Source organism: Chryseobacterium sp. GTID13 (assembly GCF_056172655.1).
On sequence record NZ_JAOCMB010000007.1, the window covers coordinates 57678 to 82241 of the forward strand.

Here is a 24564-nt window from a genome sequence, read left to right on the forward strand (position 1 = left end):
TTTATTGCTCATTGAATTTTTCGATCTTCCAATATTTAAATACTTTGCTTTTAACCGCACAAATTTAGTTATTTTTGCATTATGGAATGGTTTGAATCTTGGTTTGATACGCCTTATTATCATCTTCTTTATAGCAACAGAGATTATACGGAAGCAGAAAATTTCATTACAAAGCTTACTGAAGACCTTCAGTTACCGCAATCATCCAAGATTATTGATCTGGCGTGCGGAAAAGGCAGGCATTCTGTTTTCCTTAACAAATTAGGCTACGACGTTCTCGGGCTGGATCTTTCCAGACAAAGCATTGAATTTGATAAGCAGTTTGAAACCCAGACTCTTCTTTTCAATGTTCACGATATGCGGAATCCTATTGATGCAGATCCCATGGATGCAATATTCAACCTGTTTACCAGCTTCGGATACTTCGACAATGAAAACGATGACAAAAAGTTTTTCAGTCGGTTTATGATGTTTTAAAACCGGGAGGCTATTTTGTTCTTGATTACCTGAACGAAGAATATGTAAGAAGAAATTTAGTTCCTGAAACCACCATAACCCGCGGTAATATTGATTTTAAGATCCTGAAAAAGATCGAAGGAAGACATATCATCAAAGATATCCGTTTTGAAGCGGACGGAAAGCCTTTTCATTTCTTTGAAAAAGTAAAGCTTCATACCCTGGAAGCCATCAACTCATATGCAACCGACTGTGGTTTTGAAAGAATTAAAATCTGGGGCGATTACCAGCTGAATGAATTTGACCGTGAGGTTTCACCACGATGCATCAATTTATTTAAGAAAAAGGCATGATAACCGTCGTTTTACTGATATTAAGCGTCATCACAGGCGTTTTTTTAGGCAAGCATTTCGGAAAAAAAGAAAAGCTGGCTAAAAATCTGCTGGTGCTGAGCGCCGGATTCCTGATCACGATCTGCCTGAATGAAGTTTTCCCGCAGGTATATACTTCTGAAGCAGGAAGCAGTCTGGGAATTTTCGTTATAGCAGGTGTTTTGCTTCAGATGATCCTAGAAGCCCTTACAAAAGGTTTTGAACATGGACATTTCCATCATCATAATGAGCACAACATTCTTCCTGTGGCATTAATGGTGGGCTTGTTTATCCATGCTTTTATTGAAGGAATTCCGTTGGCTAATGAAAAGGAACATTTATCCCCGTATCTTCTGGGAATCGTATTTCACAATCTTCCGATCTCCTTTATACTCGGAGCTTTTTTGTTCAACAGAAAAAACGAATCTAAAACTTCGCCTTATCCTTCACTGCTGATTGTAGCGTTATTTGCTCTTGCTTCTCCAATGGGAATGCTTCTTGGAAATTATTTCAATCCTGATCTGCAGCCTTATTTCCTGGCTATTGTAGGAGGAATTTTCCTTCATATTTCATCCGTTATTATTTTTGAAAGCAATAAAAACCACAATATCGACTGGGTAAAGATCGGACTTGTCATTATTGGGGTTTCTTTAGCACTGATCATGCATTTGTTCCATCATCATCCTGTAGCCGGACATTCACATTAATCTTTTTTATACCGGATCAGCAAATAAAAAAGCCCCGAATTAAATCCGGAGCCTTTCAATTTAATCACTCATTACACATCTGGAATTAGAACTTCCAGCCTAATGTAATAAAGAAGTTATTCCTGTTATTTTTAACTTCTGAAACGGCAAAGTAATCTGATGACATAATTCTTGTATCAGAATAATAAGCTGTATCAGTAGAAGGATTACCTGTTTCTATACCTCTTAAGAAAGGATTGCTGTACTTGGACGTTACATATTGATAAGATGCATCTATATAAAATGATTTGAAATCATATCCCAGACCAAATGAGGCAAGGTTTCTGTTATTCAGCATCATATTGCTGTATGACTGATCTGATGTGGAAGCATCCGGATTTACCTGGCTTACCGTTAAAGCATCGAAAGGATTGGATACGTAAGAATAACCACCTCTCAGCCTAAACTGCTGTATTCTGTATTCTGCCCCTATTCTTACTTCAGACAGATTCTTATAATTGTCTTTAAAGAAATTGTTTAGTTCAGTTTCAACCCCTGTAACTACTTTGTATTTTGGTTTTGTAAGCCCAAGGGTATAGTCTACATTCAATGAGAAGTTTTTGCTGGCAACAAAAGCAGCGCTTACCGTTGCTTTAAGCGGTGTTGTAAGATCTCTGGATTCACCACCCGTACCATCTCCATAATCAGGATCGTTATAGAAATTGTAAGCCCTGTCTATACGCCAGAAAGTTGGGGTTTCTATGGAACCACCAATTCTGAAATTAGGGCTAAGCTTTCCGATTACCCCTAAGGAAGCAGAAAAACCGGAAGATCTTTCACTCATAGGCGTATTCTGTCTGTTAAAATACTCTATGGAGCCATTGTCTAATGACTGGAAGGCTGCCGTATCATACTGATCTATGGATGCACTTAAAAAATTGAATCCTGCACCTATATATAAATTATGATTATAATTGGCACCTACCCCAAAACTTGTTCTGGAAAGATTTCCATATCTGTTATAGGCATGTCCTGCCAATGATGCGCTTTTATCCGTAAAATCTTTGATCACATTACTGCTTCCGGGAGATTCTACATAATTATCCAATGATTGATTGGAAAAATTGATCCCGATATTGATGAATTTCCATCCTGTTTCAGTCATAAGAGGAAAAGCCATTACAGCACCCGCGTTTCCAAGATCCGTATTGGTTTTACTGTAATCAATGGTAGATCCGGCCCAGGTACTCTTATTTTTATTTCCTGCGATAGACAGCGTTCCCGAAACTTCTCCGGAAATAGCTACTCCCAAACCTGCAGGGTTGGTAAGCAGTGAATTGGCATCGCCTCCTAATGCTCCGTTAGCCCCTGCCATTGCATTAAACTTTGAAGAACCCACCATAGGAGTACTGGAATAAACATCTACAGTATTTCTCAATATGGAAACATCCTGTGCCTGCGCAAAAATGCAGCAGAAACACTCATTAATACTAAAGATTTTTTTAACATTATTTTTTTAATAGTTATTAAGTTCAAAATTATCTGCCGCCTCTGAAGCCGCCGCCTCCGCCGCCAGATCTCATACCTCCTCCGCCTGAAGAGCCACCTCTGAAGCCGCCTCCGGAACTGTTAAAACCTCCGCTTGATCGGAAACCTCCATCATTAGATCTGAAACCTCCATTGTTATTATAGTTTGGCTGTGAGTTATAACTAGGTCTCGGTTGAGAATTTGAATTACGGAATCCTCCTGACTGTTGCTGCGTTCTGTAACCGCCGTTTCCTTGTCTGAATCCTCCGTTGTTGTAAGAACCGCTATTTCTAAAGCCTCCGTTCGTACTTCCGTTTCGGTACCCGTTGGTTGATGTATTTCTGAAACCGTTTCCACTGTTTCTGTAGGTATTGGTTCTGTAAACAGCATTGGTTAAGCCCGGATTACTGAATCCTCCGCCACCGCTTCTTCTGTAAACAGGTCTGTAACCGTTACCCCAGTAGCCGCCGCCCCAATATGGATAGCCGTAACCGCCACCCCAGAATGGGTCGTAGTATCCTCCCCAATAAGGAGAATATCCCCAGTAAGGGCTTCCCCAGCCCCAGCCGAATGAGCCACCCCAGCCCCATCCAAATGAGCCGCCCCAGCCCCAGGATAAATTCATACCCCAGCCCCAGCCGCGGTTCATGCCCCAATACGGGCTATAACCATACCATCCCCAAGGATAATAACCCCAGGAATTGTCATAATAGTTGGTCTGAGATCCGGCAAATGCACCCCAATCGGAATCGGTAGCATTCGTATTCCAGTTAGCATTGGTCCCGCTCCATTCGTTATATCTGTTATTCTGCTCTCTGGAATTGGCTTCTGCATTCTGGATCACGTTGGAATCCTGGTAGTAGTCATAGTTTTCGCCTACCCTGTTACCGCCATCATTGATGATCACGCCTTCCGGCAGTGTATCTTTGTTGGGGTCGTAGTATACCCCGTCAGTCTCGGTGTATCCACCCATCTGGGCACCACAGGAGACAAGCAGCAATCCGCCTGCTATTGTTAAAACCCCTTTGGATTTTAACATACCAAGCAAATTTTTATGTATATTTCTTTTCATGATAACGTAAAGATTTTTAATTTAAATTATATTTGCAATCTGTACCAAAAATGTACCAAAACACTGGTAAAAAAATCTATCAAAAATAGATTTTTATTTTTAGATTACAATAATCAACAAAAGTTAAAAAAATTTAAAAAAATAATGGCAAAATTAACCTCAAGAAGCGAAGATTACAGCAAATGGTATAATGAGTTGGTGGTAAAAGCTGACTTAGCTGAAAACTCTGGAGTGCGAGGATGCATGGTAATTAAACCATACGGCTATGCAATCTGGGAAAAAATGCGTGATGAAATGGACAAAAAGTTCAAAGAAACAGGTCACGTTAATGCTTATTTCCCGCTTTTTGTGCCCAAAAGCCTGTTTGAGGCAGAAGAAAAAAATGCAGAAGGTTTTGCTAAAGAATGTGCAGTAGTTACCCATTATAGATTAAAAACAGATCCGGACAATCCTCACAAGCTTATTGTGGACCCGGATGCCAAATTAGAAGAAGAACTTATCGTACGTCCTACTTCTGAAGCAATTATCTGGAACACTTACAAAAACTGGATCCAGTCTTACAGAGATCTTCCGATATTAATTAACCAATGGGCCAACGTTGTCCGTTGGGAAATGAGAACCCGTCTGTTCCTTAGAACAGCAGAATTCCTATGGCAGGAAGGGCACACAGCCCATGCTACCAAAGATGAAGCAGTGGAAGAAGCTATAAAGATGAATGATGTATATGCAGATTTTGCAGAAAATTTCATGGCAATGCCTGTTATTAAAGGATTGAAAACACCTTCTGAAAGATTTGCAGGAGCTGATGAAACCTATTGTATCGAAGCATTAATGCAGGATGGGAAAGCACTTCAGGCAGGAACATCTCACTTCTTAGGCCAGAATTTCGCGAAAGCTTTTGATGTAAAATTCACCAATAAGGAAGGAAAAATAGAACACGCATGGGCAACTTCATGGGGAACTTCTACCCGTTTAATGGGAGCACTTATTATGACGCATTCCGATGATTTCGGACTGGTACTCCCTCCTACCCTTGCACCAATCCAGGTAGTGATTGTTCCGATTTTCAAAGGAGATGAGCAGCTGGCACAGATCAGTGAAGTGGCTCTTGATATTCAGGCTAAATTAAAGGCAAAAGGAATTTCAGTGAAATTCGATGACGATACACACAATAAGCCGGGATGGAAGTTTGCGGAATATGAATTGAAAGGTGTTCCTGTGAGAATTGCAATGGGACCAAGAGATCTTGAAAACAGATCTGTTGAAATTGCAAGAAGAGATAATTTAACGAAAGAAGTCCGTTCTATTGATGGTCTGGATTCTTATATCGAAGAACTGTTACAGACTATCCAGAAGGATATTTATGAAAAAGCTTTAAACTTCAGAAAAGACAACATCACAAGAGTTGATACTTATGAAGAGTTCAAAAAAGTTCTCGAAGAAAAAGGAGGCTTTATATATGCTCACTGGGACGGAACAGCAGAAGAAGAAGAGCAGATTAAAGACGAAACAAAGGCTACCATAAGATGTATTCCTTTGGATGACGACGTTGAAGAAGGAGTTTCCATGGTAAGTGGAAAACCGTCTAAAAGACGTGTATTATTCGCAAAAGCTTACTAATTTTTTTTGCTTATTTCCAAAGGTTTGCCGGGAAATTAAATAAATATTCAAAAAAAATGACTTTTGGACAGATTTTTGTTTAAATTTATGCAACATTAATCTAAAAAAATAATTTATTATGTCTTTAAATGTCATTGATTTAATTAAAGGACAGTTAGGTCCCGCTTTAGTTTCGCAAGCAGCTTCTCAGTTTGGAGAAAGTGAGTCTGGTATTTCAAAAGCAATCGGAGGTTTATTGCCTGCCGTTGTTGGAGGATTAGCAAACAACTCTGATAATCCCGGAGTTTTGGATGCTATTACCAATGCCTCGTCAAGCGGAATTTTAGGAAATTTACTAGGTGGTTCATCAAGCAACCCTGTAATTTCCAATCTGTTGACCTCTATTTTTGGAGATAAGATCAGTGGAATCGTGAATGCTATTGCTACCTATGCAGGAATCAGCAATAACACTTCCAGTTCCCTTCTGAATTTAGTAACAGGAGCTACGGTAGGTTCTATCGGTAAATATGCTGCTGATAATAATTTAGGCAAATCTGGTATTTCCAACCTGTTGGGTGAACAAAAAGGAATCATTTCTTCACTTTTACCTGCAGGACTTTCTCTTGCATCTCTGAATATCGGGGACTGGGCAAAAGGGTATAAATTTGATAATGACAATGATGCCATCAGACCAGCAGCCAGTGAAGAGCCGAAAATAGAAGTTACAAGAAGTACTACATCTGCAGGAACCAATCCTGACAGAAATAATAATGATGGCGGAGGTTCAATCTGGAAATGGTTGCTTCCGCTTTTACTTTTAATCGCTGCGGCTTATTTCATCTGGAAACAGTGTGATAAAAAACAGACGACTACAACGACCACTACCGCAGACTCTACTGCAGCACCTACGGATACAGCTGCTACTGTTACAACCACGGATACGGCTTCAACAACAGCTGCCGCACCGGTAACAAGAACAGATGAAAATATTGATCTTAACGGTGTTATGCTGAAAGGTTACAAAGGAGGTATGGAAGATCAGATGATTACTTTCCTTAAATCGGGAGATTATAAGAATGCAGCTGATGATGCAGCATTAAAAGATAAGTGGTATGATTTTGACCATGTAAACTTTAAAATGGGAAGTTCTACTGAACTGGAAGCAGGTTCTCAGGGGCAGCTTGATAATCTGGTAGCTATTTTAAAAGCATTCCCGGATGCAAAAATCAAAATCGGAGGTTATACTGATAAAACAGGAAATGAAGCTTCCAACGTAAAATTATCTCAGGCCAGAGCTGATTTCATCAAAAATGCTTTAGGAAAAGCAGGAGTTGGTGCTCAGGTTTTAGGAGCTGAAGGTTACGGAAGTAAATTTGCAAAAGTAGATGCTAAAGCTTCTGATGCAGAAAGAGCAGCGGACAGAAAAATGTCTGTAAGATTTGCAAAATAGGTCTTTAGAATCTTTAAAAATAGGATCCCGGAAACTAGTTTCCGGGATTTTTTTTATTTCATGGCTTTCATATTTATATTTATTTAATTAAATTTGTTAGTCATTTCTAACATTTATGAATTTCAAATTAAATAACGCCTGGCGTAAAGATAAAACATCACATTCCCTCTCTGAGGTATATTCCTCTATAAAAGTTCCCCGAAATGCCCCGTTTTGGAGAAAGTATCTTGCTTTTGCCGGACCTGGGCTGATGATTGCCGTTGGATACATGGATCCGGGAAACTGGGCCACGGATATTGCAGGCGGGGCACAGTTTGGATATACCCTGCTTTCGGTAATTCTTATTTCAAACATTTTCGCAATGGTTTTACAGCACTTATCTGTAAAATTAGGTGTTGTTGCCGAAAGAGATCTTGCACAGGCCTGCCGTGACCATTTTAATCCCGCTACTAATTTCATTTTATGGATGTTCTGTGAAATAGCCATTGCAGCGTGTGACCTCGCCGAGGTAATTGGATCTGCCATAGCATTAAATCTTCTTTTTCATATTCCTTTAACCTGGGGAATTGTCATAACAACCGTAGATGTTCTCATCATTCTTTTACTTCAGGCTAAAGGCTTCAGATGGATAGAAAGTATTGTCGGCGGACTTATTTTTATCATTCTTGCATGCTTTATTTATGAAATTGTCATTTCGCAGCCGGCCTTTAATGAGATTCTTGGCGGATTGGTTCCTCAAAAGGAAATCATTCAAAATCCGGCCATGCTTTATATTGCGATCGGAATTCTGGGAGCTACCGTTATGCCTCATAATTTATACCTCCACAGCAGCATTGTCCAGACAAGAGATTATCCAAGGGATAAAGAAGGAAAAAAGGAAGCCATAAAATTTGCAACTATCGACAGTACGGTTTCACTCATGTTGGCTTTCTTTATCAATGCAGCTATTCTTATTCTGGCCGCAGCAACCTTCCATACTACAGGAAATAAGCATGTAGCAGATATTCACGATGCCTACAAGATGCTTACTCCCATATTAGGAGCCTCTATGGCAAGTATTGCTTTTGCCATTGCTTTATTGGCGTCAGGACAAAATTCTACGCTTACGGGAACTCTTGCGGGACAGATTGTCATGGAAGGTTTCCTCAATATCAGGTTAAAACCATGGCTCAGAAGATTAATTACAAGACTGATTGCTGTAATTCCCGCTTTAATAGTGACAATCCTCTATGGTGAAAAGGGAACAACCGATTTGTTGGTTTTAAGCCAGGTCATTTTATCCATGCAGCTGAGTTTTGCAGTTGTGCCATTAGTTATGTTTACCAACGATAAGGCTAAAATGGGGGAATTTGTCAACAAACCTTGGTTAAAAATAGCAGTCTGGATTATTTCGGTTATCATCATTGTTCTAAACCTTTATCTGCTTTACCAAACATTTACGGGATAGAAGTATAATTGGGTGAACTGTCAATCGTCAATGGTGAATTTTTAGTCCCACAATTCACTATTCACTTGCATAGCAAAATTGACCATTCACAACCAAAGAATAATGAATTACCGTGAATAGTCAATTGTCAATGGTGAATTTCTAATCCCAACAATTCACTATTCACTTGCGAAGCAAAATTGACCATTCACACTTCACTCTTCATTCCTTTTTCTGCCTTAATGTCCATTTTTTGCATTTGGCAGGTTCTTTGTCAAACAATTCTTTAAATAAATATTGAATTATGGAAAATCAGGATATTAACGAAGAAAGCATCAATAATCAGGAAGAAAACAACATTCAGAACGAAGCTGTATCTGAAGAAAATGTGACAGCAAAACCTTCTGCAGAGGAACTTTTGGCAGAAGAAAAAGACCGTTACATCAGATTATACGCTGAATTCGAAAATTATAAAAAAAGAACGGCAAAAGAGAAGATGGAATTCTTCCAATATGCCAACCAGGATCTGATGATCTCTATGCTCGGAATTTTAGATGATTTTGAAAGAGCTTTAAAAGAAATTGCTAAAAACGGCAATGCATCAGACCTTCAGGGAGTAGAGCTGATCTATCAGAAATTTAAGAACAGACTTACTGAAAAAGGTTTAAAAGCGATGGAGGTAAATGCAGGTGATGCATTCAATGTTGACTATCATGAAGCTATTACCCAGATTCCTGCCCCATCTGAAGATCTGAAAGGCAAAATCGTAGATGTTATTGAAACAGGATATACTTTGAATGATAAAGTGATCCGTTTTGCAAAAGTAGTAACAGGAAACTAATAGTAAATAAATGATAAATGATGAGAGATAATTGATTGACAGCAGGTTTCAAACTATTAGCAATAGGCTTCAATTATCATTTATCAATAATCAATTATAATCAATATGTCAAAAAGAGATTATTACGAAGTTCTTGAGATCAGTAAATCTGCATCTTCCGACGAAATAAAGAAAGCGTACCGAAAAATGGCCATTAAATATCACCCTGATAAGAATCCGGGAGATAAGGAAGCTGAGGAGAAATTCAAGGAAGCTGCCGAGGCCTATGAAGTACTAAGCGACGATCAGAAACGTGCAAGATACGACCAGTTTGGCCATGCCGGAATGGGTGGTAACGGAGGTTTCGGAGGCGGAGGCTTCGGCGGAGGGATGAACATGGAAGATATTTTCAGCCAGTTTGGAGATATTTTCGGTGGAGGCTTCGGAGGCTTTGGTGGAAATGGCGGCGGACGCCAGCAGGTGAAGGGCTCCAATTTGAGAATCAGAATTAAGCTGAATCTTGAAGAAATGGTGAACGGAACCCAGAAAACCATCAAAGTAAAGAAAATGAAAATGGCAGAAGGGGCGACTTCAAAAGTATGTCCTACCTGTAACGGTTCCGGTGTTCAGCTTAAAGTAATGAACACGATGTTCGGACAGATGCAGACCCAGACTACCTGCGGTACTTGCCAGGGAATCGGGAAAGTTGCAGATAAAATTCCTGCAGGTGCTAATGCACAGGGATTAATCAAGGATGAGGAAGAAATTTCCATCAATATTCCGGCAGGAGCCAGAGACGGCATCCAGCTTAATGTAAGAGGAAAAGGAAATGATGCCCCTTTCGGCGGAATTCCGGGAGACTTATTGGTGATCATTGAAGAGGAAGTAGATAAAACCATCAAGAGAGAAGGTGATAATCTTCATCAGGAATTATATGTTTCTTTTGCAGAAGCAGCTTTAGGAACCAAAAGAAGTTCCTACGGTAGGCGGAAAAGTAAAAATTACCGTTGATCCGGGAACTCAGTCCGGAAAGATCCTCAGACTGGCAGGAAAAGGCCTTCCAAGCATCGACAGCTACGGAAAAGGTGATATGTTCATCCACATTAATGTATGGACTCCTCAGAAGCTTACGAAAGACCAGAAAGATTTCTTTGAAAAACAGATGTCAAGCGGCGAAATGGTTGCAGAACCTTCCGGAAAGGAAAAAACTTTTTTTGATAAAGTAAAAGATTTATTCAATTAAAAATATTTAAAAAGAGGCTTTTTAAGCCTCTTTTTTGCTACTAAAATTTTCGGCGCGGCTTCTACGAAGCCGCGCCGAAAATTTTTAGATTTATATAAATTCTATTTCTTTTTCACTAAAGAAACAACACCCTTCCCCATTGTAAAAAGGGCAACAGCAAATAAACCTCCTGCAAGACCAAGAATAATTTCTTTTACTATAGTAAGAATCTCATTAGAGGACCAGGAAGGCAAAACATGGTGAAGAAATTCTATTCTGTGTGCAAAAATACCGCCGGCAACCATAATCAAAGCAATCGTTCCGATAACTCCCAAAGCTTTAATGACAATTGGTAATGCTTTCACCAATAAATGCCCTAGCTTTCCAAAGAAGCCTTTGTCATTACTTTTTTTGATTAATTTGAATCCTGCATCATCCATCCTTACAATTAAGGCAACTATACCGTAAACTCCCACTGTCGCTATAAAGGCAACCAGACTCGTTACCAAAATCTGTGTAATAAAAGGGTGGCTTTCTTCCAAAACTGTTCCTAAAGCGATAATGACAATCTCAATGGATAAAATAAAATCTGTGGTAATGGCCGATTTTACCTTTGCTTTTTCTATTTCCTCATCACTTCTTTCGTCTTCTGCAATTTCTTCTACTACTTCATGGCCTTTTTTATCGCGGTGGAAAAGAAATTCTATGATTTTTTCAACACCTTCAAAAGACAGATATAATCCTCCCAGGATCAACACATAATTGATCGCCGGAGCATAGAGCCAGTTGAGAAGAAATACAATAGGAAGAATAATGAGCTTATTGATAAAAGATCCTTTTGTAATGGCCCATAAGACCGGAATTTCCCTTGAGGAAAGAAAACCTGTAGCCTTCTCTGCATTTACTGCCAGATCATCACCAAGGATACCTGCTGTTTTCTGCGTAGCTATTTTACTTGTAACGGCCACATCATCCATCAGTGCTGCAATATCATCTAAAATTGCAAAAAAACCAGATGCCATATTATTTTAATATTTTTTTAATATATGTTAAGTCGGGCAAAAATAATTATTAAAATCTATTTTTATTTGATTCTGTATATTAATTTTAAATATTTTCTGCCTATAAACGTACTATTTGAAAAAACTCTGCTTACTTTTACTCTGTTTTAAAACAATAATCATGCTCAACAAGTTCCGTATACTGTTTTTAGGAATAAGTTTTATATTCTGCCTATTCTGTTTTCCTTTAAAAGCACAAAATAAAGCGACTATAAAAAGAGAAAGTGTAGAAAAGAAAAAAAGGAAACTGACAGTATTATCAAGGCATATGCAGATGTCAATAAATTTAACGGAACTGCATTGATCCACTATCACAATTCAACCATTTTCGAAAAACCTTATGGCTGGCAGGATGCGGAAAATAAGATTCCAAACCGGAATGAAAGCATTTTTCAGATTGCTTCTTTAACCAAATCTTTTACTGCATTAACTATTATAAAACTCAGTGAAGAAGGAAAACTATCTGTGAAAGATCCTGTCTCCAAATTCATTGCAGATTATCCCAGGGGAAATGAAATTACTATTGAGAACCTTCTTACCCATACTTCGGGAATTTATGAGCCATTACGCAATAAGGAATACTTCCGGCTTCTTCATACCGGAGAGAAAATTACTCAAAATAAGGAACTTTCTTTTTTAAAGATGAACCTTTAGATTTCGAGCCGGGCACCCGGTTTTCCTATACCAATTCCGGGTATATTCTGCTCGGAATTATTATTGAAAAAGTTACAGGTCTTTCTTATGAAGATGCCGTAAGAAAAATCATTTTGGATCCACTGAAAATGACTCATACAGGCTTTGATTATTTGGCACTGAAAAGCCCATATAAAACAGTTCCTTATTCGTACCTGTCAAAAACAAAGCATGAAAAAACGGAGATATGGAATCCTGAATTAACCGGCCCGGCAGGACAGATTTACAGTACTGCTGAAGACCTGTATAAATATTACCAGGGGCTCAAAAACTATAAAATTGTTTCGAAAGAATCATTCAGAAAAATGACTACTCCATTTCTTAGCGGTTATGGTTACGGCTGGTTTATCGATGATCTCTACGGAAAAAAACTGATCAATCACGGTGGGAATATAGAAGGTTCAACAAGCTATTTTGCGATGCTTCCTGAGGATGATATCTGCATCATACTGCTTAACAATATTACGAGTAAAAAACTGGAAAAAGCAGGCAATACAATTTTAGCCGCTCTTTTAGACCAGCCTTTTGATCTTCCGAAACCTAAGAAAGAAGTAGCTCTGGATGCTTCATTACTTAAAAGGTATGCGGGCGATTATGCCTTACCGGAAAACAGCATTATCCATATTTTATATGAAAACGGACAGCTTTTTATTCAGAATAATAATGATCCTAAAGTGAGAATGCTGGCTGAAAAAGAAGATGTCTTTTTCCTTGCCGATGATGATACGGAAATCACATTCACTCTAAAGAATGGAGAAAAAGATATTATAACAATCAAAAAGGGGCTTGCATCCCAAACGGCTGAAAAGCTTTAATAACGGAGCCTGAACTGTCAAACATCATCTTTCAAAAATATTGTATTCCGTAACTTTTTTTTACATTTAATTAATGAAAAAGCTGATTCTCAGATACCATTTTTTTGTTGTAGGATGCCTCAGTTTCCTGTTACAGTCCTGCAATACCAAATTCAGGGTTTGGGTAGGTACCGGCGGCCAGCAGAAAATATACAATTTAAAATACGGAGAGCATAAAAGACAGAAAATGGATGTTTTTCTTCCGTTGGATTACGCACAAGATGCTCCTGTAGTTCTGATCGTACATGGAGGCGCCTGGACTCTCGGAAAAAAGGAACATATGATCCAGATTCAGAAAATGCTGTTTGAAAACAAAATCCCAAGTATCAACATGAATTACAGATTGGTATCTAAACGGAAAAACATTACTTACAAACAACAGCTGGAAGATATCGGATTGGCAATCAACAAGTTTAATTCTCTGGCCGAAAAAGCTGAACTTCTGCCTGACAATTATATTCTTCTGGGAGAAAGTGCAGGCGGGCATCTTGCCCTACTCTACGGCTACAAACATCCTGAACAGATCAAAAAGATCGTTTCCATGAGCGGTCCTACAGATTTTTACAGTCCGGAATACCTGAATTCATTCTATTCCAAATACACTTCTCCAACCTTCCAGAAAGTGGTAGGAACGAAATTTGACCGCAAAAATGTATCTGAAGCCTTTAAAGAAGCAAGCCCGATCGCCAATATATCCAATGTTCCCACATTACTGTTTCAGGGAAATAATGATTTTCTTGTCAACCAGCATCAGGGTATTTCCATGGATTCTGCGCTTACGAAACAGAATGTACCCCACAAGCTTGTGTTTATGAAAAGAACAGGTCATGCTCCCAGGTTTTTCAGCAAAATAAAAAGAGACAGCATCATCTATCCGAATATTCTGGAATGGATAAAAAAATAACCTGCGGGAAAGCAGGTTATCTATATTTTCAATATTATTTCTTATTCAAGATCTTTATCCTCGTATTTTGAAAAATCTTCTTTTTTACCAAAAACAAATTTGATAATCACAGGAAGTGTGGTTATCAGAACAATAACGATGATAATCAGTTCCAGCTTTTCTTTTAAATTGATACCAAACTGCTCCTGGAAAAGTTTGTCCAGATAATGCCCTGCAAAGATCAGGATAAATGACCAAAGTACTGCTCCGATAATATTATCCCTTAAAAACTCTTTTTTATCCATTTTTACAATCCCGGCAACAATAGGGGTAAATGTTCTTACCACCGGTAAAAATCTGGCCATAATGATGGCCAACGCCCCATGTTTTTCAAAAAAATCATGAGCCTGATAAAGATATTTTTTCTTGAAAAGCATTGTGTCTTGCTTTTTGTATAAAGCAGGACCTGTTTTCACCCCAAAATAATAACCTATTTCGTTTCCTATAATGGCGGCAAGCGCTACACATGAAGCAAGAATAGTGGTATCCAAGAAATCGCTCCCGGTGGAGCCAAAAGTCTCTTTGATGATTTCAACTGCATAAATGCCCGACACAAACAGTAATGAGTCTCCAGGTAAGAAAAAACCTACAAAAAGACCTGTTTCTGCGAAAATAATAAATAAAATAAGCCAGAACCCACCCATTTTAATGTAAAACTCGGGATTCAGTAAATCCTTCCAGCTATTGAAATCTTCCATATATAACGATTAACAACAAAAATAAGCGTAAAAAGTCTGAAACAAAAATTAATTATAAGTTTTTAACTAAAATCCGGGCATGATATTTTACAAGTCCATATCATCGTCTGAAACTGCAGTTCCATCAGCCATCAGAAAGGCTTTCAGAAATGGTGTGATATTTCCGTTCATCACGGAATCCACATCCGAAGTTTCGTAAGCAGAGCGGACGTCTTTTACCAATTTATACGGATGCATCACATAGTTTCTGATCTGGCTGCCCCACTCTATTTTCATTTTGTTGGCTTCTATCTCGTTTCTTGCTTTCATACGGGCTTCAAGCTCCATTTCATAGAGTCTTGAACGAAGGAGCTGCATGGCTTTTTCTTTGTTTTGAAGCTGAGAACGGGATTCGGAGTTTTCAATGATAATTCCGGTCGGTGCGTGGCGAAGACGTACGGCGGTTTCTACCTTGTTAACGTTCTGTCCACCGGCTCCGGAAGACCTCATGGTCTCAAATGAAATATCGGCAGGATTGATATTGATTTCAATAGTATCATCCACCAACGGATAAACATAGACGGAAACGAAACTGGTATGCCGTTTTGCATTACTGTCAAATGGTGAAATTCTCACCAGCCTGTGCACTCCGTTCTCTCCTTTCAGGTATCCGAAAGCATATTCACCATCAATTTCGAGGGTAACAGTTTTCACCCCGGCTACATCACCTTCCTGATAGTTAAGCTCACGGATCTTATACCCTTGCTTTTCAGCCCACATGGTATACATTCTCATCAGCATTGAAGCCCAGTCGCAACTTTCCGTACCTCCGGCTCCCGCAGTAATCTGAAGCACCGCAGAAAGTTCGTCGCCCTCATTGGAAAGCATATTTTTAAATTCAAGGTCTTCTATTTTCTCTACAAGCTGTGGGAAAGTTTCATCCAGCTCTTTTTCAGAATCGGGATCTTCTTTGGCAAATTCTGCCAGCACCTGAAGATCTTCAAACTGGGTACTGATTTCTTCATAATCTTCCACCCATTTTTTTGGAACGGAGCTGCTTCAGAAATACCTCTGCTTCTTTTGGATTATCCCAAAATTCGGGAGCAGCGGTTTTTTCATCATCATTGGCTATTTCTATCTTCTTTTTTCGATCTGAAGGTATTTATATAAATCGCCGATTCTGGCCTGTACTTCTTTTATCTGGTCGTTGTTGATCACGAATTTTTTATTTTATACAAAAATACGGATAAAATTATGAGTAATGAAGAATAAGCTACTTCATCAAAACCTTTTTATATTTGTTAATATGTATAACCTTATCAAAAAGAATTAATTTATTCAATAAATTAAAATATGAGCGAAAGGTTTTTACTATCTCTGATATTTTTAATTATTTATTTTTTATGGCTTTAAAGGTTTTAACGGTGCCATCTTTATATTGCAATAAAATAAGATAAACACCTTCATAAAATTCTTTTAAATCAAGCTCTTTTGAGGGTGCTAAAGTTTTAATTAGTTTTCCTGAAAGATCATGAACTTTAATAGACTTAACATTTTTAATATCTGTAATATTTAACACATCTGTAAAAGGATTTGGATAAATATTCAGATCGTCCTTTTTATTAATATCTTCTACCGCTAAAACATTAGTCTCTATTATTTTGATATTATCAATGGCCAAAGCACGTATAAATCCATTAGCATATGCATCAAACCCGAAATAGTAAATTCCATTAACCGGTACAGTAAAAATATGTTCGGCAAAACCGCTGCCTGGCAAAGACTGATAATCCGCCAAAACTGTTGTCATTGAAGTCGATGCTGGTGAAGCTCCGTATGCCACTTTTAATTTGTCATAAGCAAGAGTGGTTCCTTTACCATATTTATAACTTATCTTATATTGTTTTCCTGATTCCAAATTTATACCAGGTGTGAAAAACCAAGAAAAGGTATTGGTAACATCATTAAAATGAAAAGCTTTACCCGGCCAATATATAGAATTCCCACCCATTGAAGAGTAATAATAATTATTATAGACAGTCCAATTATTTCGAGAGTCTTCACTTTGTAATATTGTACAGTTGGGTATACTTCCAGCAATGCTCCCTTCAAAATCCTCTATATAAGGAACACTGTAAGAAGGTTCACAACCAGCAAAGAAACTTGTTCCTTTCCAGTCGCTGAATTGGGAAGAAGAACATCTGCTTCTTACCCATACGTAGTATCTTTTACCTGGAGTTAAGGATGACAGATTCTGTGAAACTCCTGAAATTCCTTGATAACTTGGTATGGTTGATTCTGTAGGTTCAACATAGCTCGTGCTATAATATAAATCATACCCTTCAACAGGATTTGAAACTGATGCATTCCAATTTACAACTGCGCTATTTTGAGTGATCGACCCTACCGAAACGGTATCAGGAATCAGACAATTTGATATATTAATACTAATATCATCAATGTTAAGCATGCCTTTTCCCGTAGTTCCTGTGGGGGTATAACCATTAAATCCAAAGAAATATTCCCCGGTTGACACAGGTGTAAAATAGACAATTTCAGTTTCTGCATTAGTAGTTTGAACGGCTGTAAAATCTTTTATAATATTCGTCATAGAAGTAGAATTAGCAGCAGTACCATATGCCACTTTCATCCGATGATTTACTGCATCCTTGATGTTTTCGTTTCCCTTTTTAAATTTTAAAACATAATTAACTCCTGCCTGAAGACTAAGCTTTGGAGTATACCACCAAGTGTTCACTGAAACATTATCAAAATTCACATACAACACTTTACCTGGAGCGAAGTCCCAACCTGAAGCAATTGTAGTTACCCTCCAAGAATTGGCATAATATGGAATTGCTTCTACTGCTGTACATGGAGGTATTGAAGTTACTCCAGTTTGCTCAAAATCCTCATTATATGGCACATCACTAGAACAAGGAGTCGTCAATGTATAACCAGATCCCCAACTACTAATTCCTGAATTACAATGAGCTCTCATATAAATCTTATATGTTGTATGAGGTAATAGCCCACTCAGAAGGAGGGATAATCCTGAAACTCCACTAATTGTTGGTGGTGTAGTAGGGGTAGGCAAAGTATTATTTGTGCTGTAATATACATCTAAATTATTTACAGGAGATGAATTACCACTAATAAACCAATTTATAACAGCACTATTATGGGTCAAATTAGTAACATGATCTACCATAGTGGAAAGACAAGGAATAGTCTGTGTAAGAACTACATCATCAATGATCAGCTTCCAGTCACCTGAACCAACATTATTGGCAGTAATTCTAAATCTGTTACTACCTCCTGAAAAGTTTCCCGGAACCGTTCCTGTAAAAGTTACACATGCAGCTGAAGGATTTGTTAAATCAATCTGAGAACCTACTAATTGAAAATTATTTGCAGAACCGCTTGCTGAATATTCCACTTTTATATTTCCATTCACTGCGGGATTTGCAGGATCTGTTGCTATAACTCTATACTTAAATGATATGGAAACCGTAAGGCCATTAGAATTTGCTATCGAATAGAGCGCGGAAGCTGTCTGTAAAGCAGAAGAAAGATGCGAAAGTATTGCACCGTCTCCACTGCATGGTATACTATTCGCGGAAGAAATTCTCTCAAATCCGGAATAGCTCCATCCTGCCGGAGTTGAAGGATCTTCAAACCCCTCATTTACAGAAAACTGAGCATAGGATACTATATTTAACAAAAGTAATAAAAACCCTAGTACTTTTTTTTCATTTGAATTGAATTTATACAAATATAATATTTTACATCCATGAATTTCATTTCTGCATGATATATTCATTTTTAAGAAAATTATTTTTATAAATTTTATAGGTTGTTGATTTAATATCAGCTCTACTTTAAATCATTTCAGCCACCATCTCTCCTATTTTCGGGGCCAGTGCCACTCCCATCCCGGAAAGCCTTACGGCGCAGAACTGTCTTTCTGAAAGTTGTTTTACAATAGGCGTTTTTTCTGAACCCATCGCCATAATTCCAGACCAGCGAAGCGCGATCTTAAAATCCTGCCCGGGCAAAATGACGTTCCGTAAAAAATTTTCCAAATGCTTTTGCAGAAATTCTGTGGTTTCAAAATCTGTGGTTTCTTCGGTTTTAAAATCCTGATTTCGTCCGCCACCCAGCAGAACTCTGTTTCCTAAGTTCCTGAAATAATAAAATCCTTCATCATAATGGAAAGTTCCCCTGAGTTTCAGTCCGTCAATGGGTTCCGTTAAAAGAATCTGTCCGCGTGCAGGAATAATTTCCTCTTTTTCAAGAAATCTTGAACTGAATGCGTTGGTGCAGTAAATCATTTTATCAGCCTTTACAGTAAGGCCTTCCGAAATATGGATCTCTATCTCATCCTGATTTTCATCAATCTTTTTCGCGCCGGTTCCAAAAAGAAATTCAATTTTCAGTTCATGGCATTTTTCAAGGAGTTTTTGCAATAACTTCCCGGAATGCAGGCTTCCTTCACAGGGATTTTCAATCAGAAATTCAGATTTTCCGAGACCGAATTCTGCTATTTTTTCCTGATTAAGGATATAGGTCTGCTCAAGGTTTGTTATTGTTTTCAGCTTTTCATTTACAGTATCTAAATGCTGTAAGGGTTCACTGTTATTTAAAATTTCATATCCACCGCTCAGTTCAAAATCTATTTCGTTACTCTTAAAATAGCTTCTGATTTTCTGGAGCCCTTCGAACCTCATTTTAACCAGTTCCAAAGTTTTTTCCCATCCCATTTTCTGAGAATCGGCAATCACTTCTGTAAGGCTTCCAAAGCATGCGAAACCTGCATTACGGGTTGAAGCTCCCAGCGGAATTGTATTTCTTTCAGTAATGAGAACAGATTTTTCCGGATATTTCTCTTTAATGGATATAGCTGTCCAAAGCCCGGAAAATCCGGCACCAATGATAACCATATCTCTTTTCCTGTAGAAGGTTTCGAGTTCCCAGATGCTGTTCATTTTTTTGTAAAATGTAAAAGGTATTTATGTATTAATGATGATTTAGGTGTCAGATTCTAGATTTCAGATTTCAGACTGAGGTATTTAGATAGTAGATGTAAGATGCAGGTACAAATTTAAGCTTAGGCATTAAAAAGTACTCATAGTGTTGCAAAGCTTCAACCATACATTAAAAACACTTCAACTCTAAAACTCTACAGCTCTAATACTCACTCACCCTCAAACTCTAAAACACTCCAACTCGAATCCCGAATCCCGCAACCAACTACCGCGTTACCCCTGTGACTTACCGTCCTCTTCCTCATTATGCTGGAATCCAATTGCTCTTCGCGGCTCTTCTACAGCTTTATAAGTATCCAGTTCTTTTTTCAAAGCCTGAATTCTGAATTTGAATTCATCGAAATTATTGATAATCGCATCTGCAAGGAATCTTGCGACCTGATCCAGATATTCTTCAGTAAGTTTTCCGGCTGCATCCCGTAATGCTGCATCTAAAAGTTGCTGATCAATCTGAATGTTTTCATTTCGGGTTCGCTGGTACTGATTTTTTAGCCGTTTTTTAAGACTTTGTGTAAAATCAATCAGCATGGTATTGCTGAATGCCTTCATTTTGGATGCTACTTCATGCCAGAACGGAACTTTGTCGGCTTTGTTCTTTTTGAGGATTTTATATAGCAGGGAATCTTCTTCAAGCTCTTTGGTCATCGCATACAGAATAATTTCCGAACGTTCTGCTGCATTGGGTGGGAATATCGGGATCATCACATCAAATCTTCCGGGAGCAAGAATTTCTTCATCAATCTCCGAAACAGAATTTGCAGAGCCTACCATCAGCAGTTCTTCTTTTTCAAATTTGCCGATGTAATGCAGGATCAGTTCCTGGGTTTCCAGATTGCAGGAAGCAAGGTCTGTTTCTGCCCTCCTTTCCATCATGATCTCATCGAAATCATCAAGAAAAAGCAACACTTTCTCTTCTTTCATCATGGTGAGCAGAAAATCATTGAAATTGGTTTTATTGCCGTCTATGAAAGAGGTTCCCAGATAATGTTTTTTGACTTCTTTAAATTGGTATCCGATAATCTCTGCGATTTTGTTTGCCCAGAAAATTTTTCCGCTTCCCGGAGGTCCGTACAGGACAATTCCCGCAGGTTTGTGAATTCCCCAGTCTTTGATCTGCTGAGGATTCAGGAAGGGCTCCAAAACGCCTGATATATAAAAGAACAAATCCCTGTAGCCAATAAAGTCTCTGTACTTCAGACTGGTTTTCTGTCCAAAATAGTCATAGACGAACTGGTAATTCCCACCAAGCTTATTATCGATGCCATAGCTTGAGATCGATGAGCGGAAAAATCCGTTATCAAAAATATTGGGATTGGTCTCCTTGATAGCTTTTTCCACTTTCTCCTTGGGCTGATTGATCACCTCAGCGATCTGCTCCACGGTTTTATTTTTGTCCAGATCTTCTTCATAAAGCTTTAAAAAATCCATATTCTCACGGGCAAATTTTTCAAAATCTTCTTTCACTTCAAAGTTGGTACTGATGCATTCACCAAGCTCAAGGTCAAAATCCTGGATAAACTGCTTGATGGCTTCTGCGGAAACATTCAGCTCTTTAGCTAACTCAATTAACTTCATAAACTACCGATTAATTCAATCAAATTTAATATTTTAATCTTAATAAATAATTGAAAATATGGTAAAATAAATATTCATATTCCGCTAAAGCTGGCAGAAAAACGCAACATATCCCGGGAGTTCTTTATTGAACGGAAACTTTCTCAACCATATCATTCACCGCTTTTTCTATTACTTCCGGCTGATCCTGATTGATATAATGACCACTTTTTTCAGCTATAATCTGTTTGCTGTCAGTGGATAAATTCAGCAAATCTTTCTGCATCCTGTCCCATGCTCCCAGCATTTCATTTTTTATTTTCTGATCTTTAATGAAGCTGTCATATTTTGTTTTATCTCCTGCCGTAATAACATACAAAGGAACAGAGCCAAAGGTATTGATGACCGCTGCTTCTGTTTTAACAGATTTCATGTGATCCTGCTCTTCCAGTGTAGCATCGGCACTTTTGTAAAGCAGGGCCGGCATCACAGAATTCTGATATTGGTATCGGGCATTTGCCGGAAACATATTTTTAAACATAAGTCTTGCCGCCCCGAATGTATTGGCAAATTTTAAAATTCCGCCCGGCAGGCCTTGATTAACCATTTTATATAATTGCGGGGACAGGTATTTTTCATCAGCAGGATACTGGCTGTCTACCAGGATCACTCCGGCAACGTCCTGCGGGTATTTCTGAACAAAAAACCGGGTAAGCATCCCTCCGAAAGAATGCCCAACCAGAATATAAGGTTTGGGAGCCCTGGATTTCTCCAGAAGTGTATGAAGTTCTTCGGCCATTTTATCGCCTGTTTTGGAATTTGTCCCTCTTTCACTCCATAAAATCCCCGATCTGTCATAGGAAAATGTGGTATAGGATTTCGGAAGATCCTGCTGAATATGATACCATTGCAAATGCCCCGCAGGATCGAAAGCGGTTTCAAAAACTACTGTAGGACCTCCTTTCCCTTGCTGCAGGTAATGCATCTTGTGGTTTTCAACTTCTGCAAATTGCCCGTCAGGCTTTATTTTTTCAGCTATTGAACGTGATATTCTTTCATAAACAAATCCGGCCATCAACAAAAGGAAGATGATCAAGAGCAGGGCCATCAGTATTCTTTTTATCCATTTAAGGGTATTCATAGTTATTTTTTAAGTAATTGTTTTTCAATGGGTCTCTATTCAGGGAAAATAGTTACACCATTAAGACAATAACAGGATGATGATGATTACATTTCACTGTATCTTAATGATTCAAAATAAAACACGGGCTGTAACAATCCTTGAGTTATACAGACTACTACTATGTAAAACAAATTACATGGAAAAAATTTTGTCAGTAAAGAATTTAACAAAAAAATTCAAAAGGACTGTGGTGAATAATATTTCCTTTGATGTAGAAAAAGGAAATGTCTATGGTTTATTAGGTCCCAACGGAAGCGGAAAATCTACTACTTTCGGAATGCTGCTGTCTACGATCAACCCAACCAGCGGAGACTGGTACTGGTTTGGCAAAAAAGGGACGGACCCGGATACTCTGAAGAAGATAGGAGCTATTATAGAACAGCCCAATTTTTACCCTTACCTGGACGCTGAAACCAATCTTAAGATTGTAACCGAGATCAAAGGAACTCCTCATACAAGAATTGATGAAGTCTTAAAAACAGTAGGTCTTCTGGACAGAAAAAAGATGCTTTCAAAACCTATTCTCTGGGGATGAAGCAGCGCCTGTCCATCGCATCGGCCATGCTGAACAATCCGGAGGTGATGATCCTTGACGAGCCTACCAACGGACTGGATCCTGAAGGAATTATCCAGATCCGTGAGATCATCAGCAATATTGCCAGACAAGGCATTACATTATCATCGCCAGCCACCTTCTGGACGAAATCGAAAAGATATGCAGCCACGTCATTGTTTTAAAGGAAGGAAATGCCATCTACAGCGGAAGAGTGGATGAAATGACTGCCAATAACGGTTATTTTGAGTTAAAAGCTGATAATAATACACTGCTTTTAAGTGCCCTGCAAGACCTTCAATGGTTCAGTGCCGTGAAAACCGAAGGTGAGATCATTAAAGCCCAGATTCGTGAAGATGCATCGGTATCTGCTTCCACATTAAACCAGAAGCTTGCCGAAAAGGGAATCTATCTTTCTCATTTAACGAAGAAAAAACTGTCTCTGGAGACCCAATTCCTTGAACTTGTAAAAAACACGAATACCCATGCTTAAATTACTCAAACTAGAATATTATAAAAATCTGAACTACAGACCGTTCAAGATTTTCACCATCCTTTACTTTGCCATTCTGATTGCTCTTTTATTTATCGGACTGGTAGATCTGGATATTTTTGGAGGAACCATCAATTTAAAGGAACAGGGAATTTATAATTTCCCGGAAATATGGAATTTCACTACATGGATTGTTGCCCTGTTGAAAATTTTCCTGGGTCTGATTATTGTTTTTTCAATCTCCCAGGAGTTCACCAACAGAATGTTTAAGCAAAACACCATCGATGGACTGAGCAGAAAGGAGTTTATAGAATCAAAACTTTTAACGATTACCATTTTCACAACTGTTTCTACACTGATTGTATTTATCATCACCATGTTTTTGGGTCACCAATATTCCAAAGTGACTGATCCTGCAAAAACTTATGAGGAAGTTTATTATATCGGAAATTATTTTGTGAAGCTGTTTACATTCTTCTCTTTCCTGATGTTCCTTTCGATATTACTAAGAAAATCTATGTTCGTATTCCTTGGTTTCTTTGCCTATTGGGTAGCTGAAAAGATCTTAACAGGGATTGAAGCTTACCAGAAACTAAGCGGGATGCAGGGAGAACAGAGAAAAGCAGTCCTTGAGAATGACTTCTTCATTACCAGTCTTTTACCATTGGAAAGTATGTCCAACCTGATTCCCAACCCGTTAATGCGCCTGAATCTTGTCAAAGTAATGGGCGTAAAGTATGAAGCCCACTATCCTACAGAAAGTATGATCGCCTGCGTTATCTGGTCTGTGATCTTTATTTTGGGGTCTTACTGGATTTTGAGAAAAAGGGATTGGTAGGTTTTACAATTTAATTCAAAGATTAAAAGATTCAAAA

Annotated in this window: 17 protein-coding genes and 5 pseudogenes; 13 read left to right on the forward strand and 9 right to left on the reverse strand. The window is 38.4% G+C overall.

From position 1 onward, the window contains the following. Positions 1 to 81 precede the first annotated feature (81 nt). Both N4G44_RS19360 and N4G44_RS19365 read left to right on the forward strand, forming a co-directional pair. Positions 82 to 809 (forward strand): annotated as a pseudogene (locus N4G44_RS19360) (class I SAM-dependent DNA methyltransferase). Beyond that, positions 809 to 1534, forward strand: a complete 726-nt coding sequence (locus N4G44_RS19365; RefSeq protein ID WP_474930105.1) for a ZIP family metal transporter — start codon at positions 809 to 811, stop codon at positions 1532 to 1534. The pseudogene N4G44_RS19360 and the gene N4G44_RS19365 overlap by 1 nt, the downstream one beginning before the upstream one ends. Before the next feature lie 85 nt (positions 1535 to 1619). Here the strand turns inward: N4G44_RS19365 and N4G44_RS19370 are convergent, their stop codons facing one another. Together N4G44_RS19370 and N4G44_RS19375 are read right to left on the reverse strand one after the other, a co-directional pair. Continuing rightward, positions 1620 to 2951: an OmpP1/FadL family transporter gene (locus N4G44_RS19370; protein ID WP_474929142.1), complete on the reverse strand. Its 1332-nt coding sequence runs from the start codon at positions 2949 to 2951 to the stop codon at positions 1620 to 1622. A gap of 100 nt (positions 2952 to 3051) precedes the next feature. Then, positions 3052 to 4080, reverse strand: a complete 1029-nt coding sequence (locus N4G44_RS19375; RefSeq protein WP_474929144.1) for a prolyl-tRNA synthetase — start codon at positions 4078 to 4080, stop codon at positions 3052 to 3054. A 177-nt stretch (positions 4081 to 4257) separates the two neighbouring features. Between N4G44_RS19375 and proS the strand changes: the two genes are divergently transcribed. From proS to dnaJ, 5 genes and pseudogenes are all read left to right on the forward strand, one after another. Next, positions 4258 to 5733, forward strand: a complete 1476-nt coding sequence (gene proS, locus N4G44_RS19380) for a proline--tRNA ligase (protein WP_474929146.1) — start codon at positions 4258 to 4260, stop codon at positions 5731 to 5733. Positions 5734 to 5851: 118 nt separating this feature from the next. Continuing rightward, a complete protein-coding gene (locus N4G44_RS19385) occupies positions 5852 to 7162 on the forward strand; it encodes a DUF937 domain-containing protein (RefSeq protein ID WP_474929148.1) in 1311 nt (436 codons plus the stop codon). 115 nt (positions 7163 to 7277) lie between these two features. After that, positions 7278 to 8609, forward strand: a complete 1332-nt coding sequence (locus N4G44_RS19390) for an Nramp family divalent metal transporter (protein WP_474929150.1) — start codon at positions 7278 to 7280, stop codon at positions 8607 to 8609. A gap of 283 nt (positions 8610 to 8892) precedes the next feature. After that, complete coding sequence (locus N4G44_RS19395; protein WP_425551454.1) at positions 8893 to 9429, forward strand: nucleotide exchange factor GrpE; 537 nt, start codon at positions 8893 to 8895, stop codon at positions 9427 to 9429. A gap of 105 nt (positions 9430 to 9534) precedes the next feature. After that, a pseudogene (gene dnaJ, locus N4G44_RS19400) lies at positions 9535 to 10651 on the forward strand (molecular chaperone DnaJ). A gap of 101 nt (positions 10652 to 10752) precedes the next feature. Here the strand turns inward: dnaJ and N4G44_RS19405 are convergent. Beyond that, the gene (locus N4G44_RS19405; RefSeq protein WP_474929152.1) at positions 10753 to 11652 is read right to left on the reverse strand and encodes a DUF808 domain-containing protein; all 900 of its coding nucleotides are present in this window, start codon (positions 11650 to 11652) and stop codon (positions 10753 to 10755) included. Positions 11653 to 11949: 297 nt separating this feature from the next. Here N4G44_RS19405 and N4G44_RS19410 point away from each other — a divergent pair, with 297 nt between their 5' ends. The 4 genes and pseudogenes from N4G44_RS19410 to N4G44_RS19425 all read left to right on the forward strand — a co-directional run bounded on the left by N4G44_RS19410 (position 11950) and on the right by N4G44_RS19425 (position 14142). Beyond that, the gene (locus tag N4G44_RS19410; protein ID WP_474930106.1) at positions 11950 to 12345 is read left to right on the forward strand and encodes a serine hydrolase domain-containing protein; all 396 of its coding nucleotides are present in this window, start codon (positions 11950 to 11952) and stop codon (positions 12343 to 12345) included. Between the two features lie 41 nt (positions 12346 to 12386). Next, positions 12387 to 12821, forward strand: a pseudogene (locus N4G44_RS19415) (serine hydrolase domain-containing protein); the annotation flags it as partial. Beyond that, positions 12804 to 13199: a DUF3471 domain-containing protein gene (locus tag N4G44_RS19420; protein ID WP_474930107.1), complete on the forward strand. Its 396-nt coding sequence runs from the start codon at positions 12804 to 12806 to the stop codon at positions 13197 to 13199. The pseudogene N4G44_RS19415 and the gene N4G44_RS19420, both read left to right, overlap by 18 nt. A gap of 73 nt (positions 13200 to 13272) precedes the next feature. Beyond that, complete coding sequence (locus N4G44_RS19425) at positions 13273 to 14142, forward strand: alpha/beta hydrolase (protein ID WP_474929154.1); 870 nt, start codon at positions 13273 to 13275, stop codon at positions 14140 to 14142. A gap of 41 nt (positions 14143 to 14183) precedes the next feature. Here N4G44_RS19425 and N4G44_RS19430 read toward each other — a convergent pair whose 3' ends face one another. From N4G44_RS19430 to N4G44_RS19455, 6 genes and pseudogenes are all read right to left on the reverse strand, one after another. Then, positions 14184 to 14879 (reverse strand): DedA family protein, encoded by a 696-nt coding sequence (locus tag N4G44_RS19430; RefSeq protein WP_474929156.1) that lies wholly within the window; start codon positions 14877 to 14879, stop codon positions 14184 to 14186. Positions 14880 to 14966: 87 nt separating this feature from the next. Continuing rightward, positions 14967 to 16076, reverse strand: a pseudogene (gene prfB / locus N4G44_RS19435) (peptide chain release factor 2). A 172-nt stretch (positions 16077 to 16248) separates the two neighbouring features. Then, on the reverse strand, positions 16249 to 18633 hold the full coding sequence (locus N4G44_RS19440; RefSeq protein WP_474929158.1) for a fibronectin type III domain-containing protein: 2385 nt from the start codon (positions 18631 to 18633) through the stop codon (positions 16249 to 16251). A 106-nt stretch (positions 18634 to 18739) separates the two neighbouring features. Beyond that, positions 18740 to 19846 (reverse strand): NAD(P)/FAD-dependent oxidoreductase, encoded by a 1107-nt coding sequence (locus N4G44_RS19445; RefSeq protein ID WP_474929161.1) that lies wholly within the window; start codon positions 19844 to 19846, stop codon positions 18740 to 18742. A 273-nt stretch (positions 19847 to 20119) separates the two neighbouring features. Then, positions 20120 to 21481 carry an ATP-binding protein gene (locus N4G44_RS19450; protein ID WP_474929163.1) on the reverse strand — a complete coding sequence of 454 codons (1362 nt, stop codon included), beginning with the start codon at positions 21479 to 21481 and terminating at the stop codon, positions 20120 to 20122. A gap of 124 nt (positions 21482 to 21605) precedes the next feature. After that, positions 21606 to 22601 carry an alpha/beta fold hydrolase gene (locus N4G44_RS19455; protein WP_474929165.1) on the reverse strand — a complete coding sequence of 332 codons (996 nt, stop codon included), beginning with the start codon at positions 22599 to 22601 and terminating at the stop codon, positions 21606 to 21608. A 178-nt stretch (positions 22602 to 22779) separates the two neighbouring features. Between N4G44_RS19455 and N4G44_RS19460 the strand changes: the two are divergent. Both N4G44_RS19460 and N4G44_RS19465 read left to right on the forward strand, forming a co-directional pair. Further along, positions 22780 to 23689: pseudogene (locus tag N4G44_RS19460) on the forward strand (ABC transporter ATP-binding protein). Further along, positions 23682 to 24527: an ABC transporter permease gene (locus N4G44_RS19465; protein WP_474929166.1), complete on the forward strand. Its 846-nt coding sequence runs from the start codon at positions 23682 to 23684 to the stop codon at positions 24525 to 24527. The pseudogene N4G44_RS19460 and the gene N4G44_RS19465 overlap by 8 nt, the downstream one beginning before the upstream one ends. Positions 24528 to 24564: the final 37 nt, after the last annotated feature.

What these genes read in the sequence shown, in the direction of transcription:
- N4G44_RS19390 (WP_474929150.1), top strand. Translation starts at nt 7,278, where the DNA reads ATGAATTTCAAATTAAATAACGCCTGGCGTAAAGATAAAACATCACAT.
- N4G44_RS19450 (WP_474929163.1), bottom strand. Translation starts at nt 21,481, where the DNA reads ATGAAGTTAATTGAGTTAGCTAAAGAGCTGAATGTTTCCGCAGAAGCC.
- N4G44_RS19425 (WP_474929154.1), top strand. Translation starts at nt 13,273, where the DNA reads ATGAAAAAGCTGATTCTCAGATACCATTTTTTTGTTGTAGGATGCCTC.
- N4G44_RS19395 (WP_425551454.1), top strand. Translation starts at nt 8,893, where the DNA reads ATGGAAAATCAGGATATTAACGAAGAAAGCATCAATAATCAGGAAGAA.
- N4G44_RS19375 (WP_474929144.1), bottom strand. Translation starts at nt 4,080, where the DNA reads ATGTTAAAATCCAAAGGGGTTTTAACAATAGCAGGCGGATTGCTGCTT.
- N4G44_RS19455 (WP_474929165.1), bottom strand. Translation starts at nt 22,601, where the DNA reads ATGAATACCCTTAAATGGATAAAAAGAATACTGATGGCCCTGCTCTTG.
- proS (WP_474929146.1), top strand. Translation starts at nt 4,258, where the DNA reads ATGGCAAAATTAACCTCAAGAAGCGAAGATTACAGCAAATGGTATAAT.
- N4G44_RS19420 (WP_474930107.1), top strand. Translation starts at nt 12,804, where the DNA reads ATGCTTCCTGAGGATGATATCTGCATCATACTGCTTAACAATATTACG.
- N4G44_RS19430 (WP_474929156.1), bottom strand. Translation starts at nt 14,879, where the DNA reads ATGGAAGATTTCAATAGCTGGAAGGATTTACTGAATCCCGAGTTTTAC.
- N4G44_RS19385 (WP_474929148.1), top strand. Translation starts at nt 5,852, where the DNA reads ATGTCTTTAAATGTCATTGATTTAATTAAAGGACAGTTAGGTCCCGCT.
- N4G44_RS19465 (WP_474929166.1), top strand. Translation starts at nt 23,682, where the DNA reads ATGCTTAAATTACTCAAACTAGAATATTATAAAAATCTGAACTACAGA.
- N4G44_RS19405 (WP_474929152.1), bottom strand. Translation starts at nt 11,652, where the DNA reads ATGGCATCTGGTTTTTTTGCAATTTTAGATGATATTGCAGCACTGATG.
- N4G44_RS19445 (WP_474929161.1), bottom strand. Translation starts at nt 19,846, where the DNA reads ATGAACAGCATCTGGGAACTCGAAACCTTCTACAGGAAAAGAGATATG.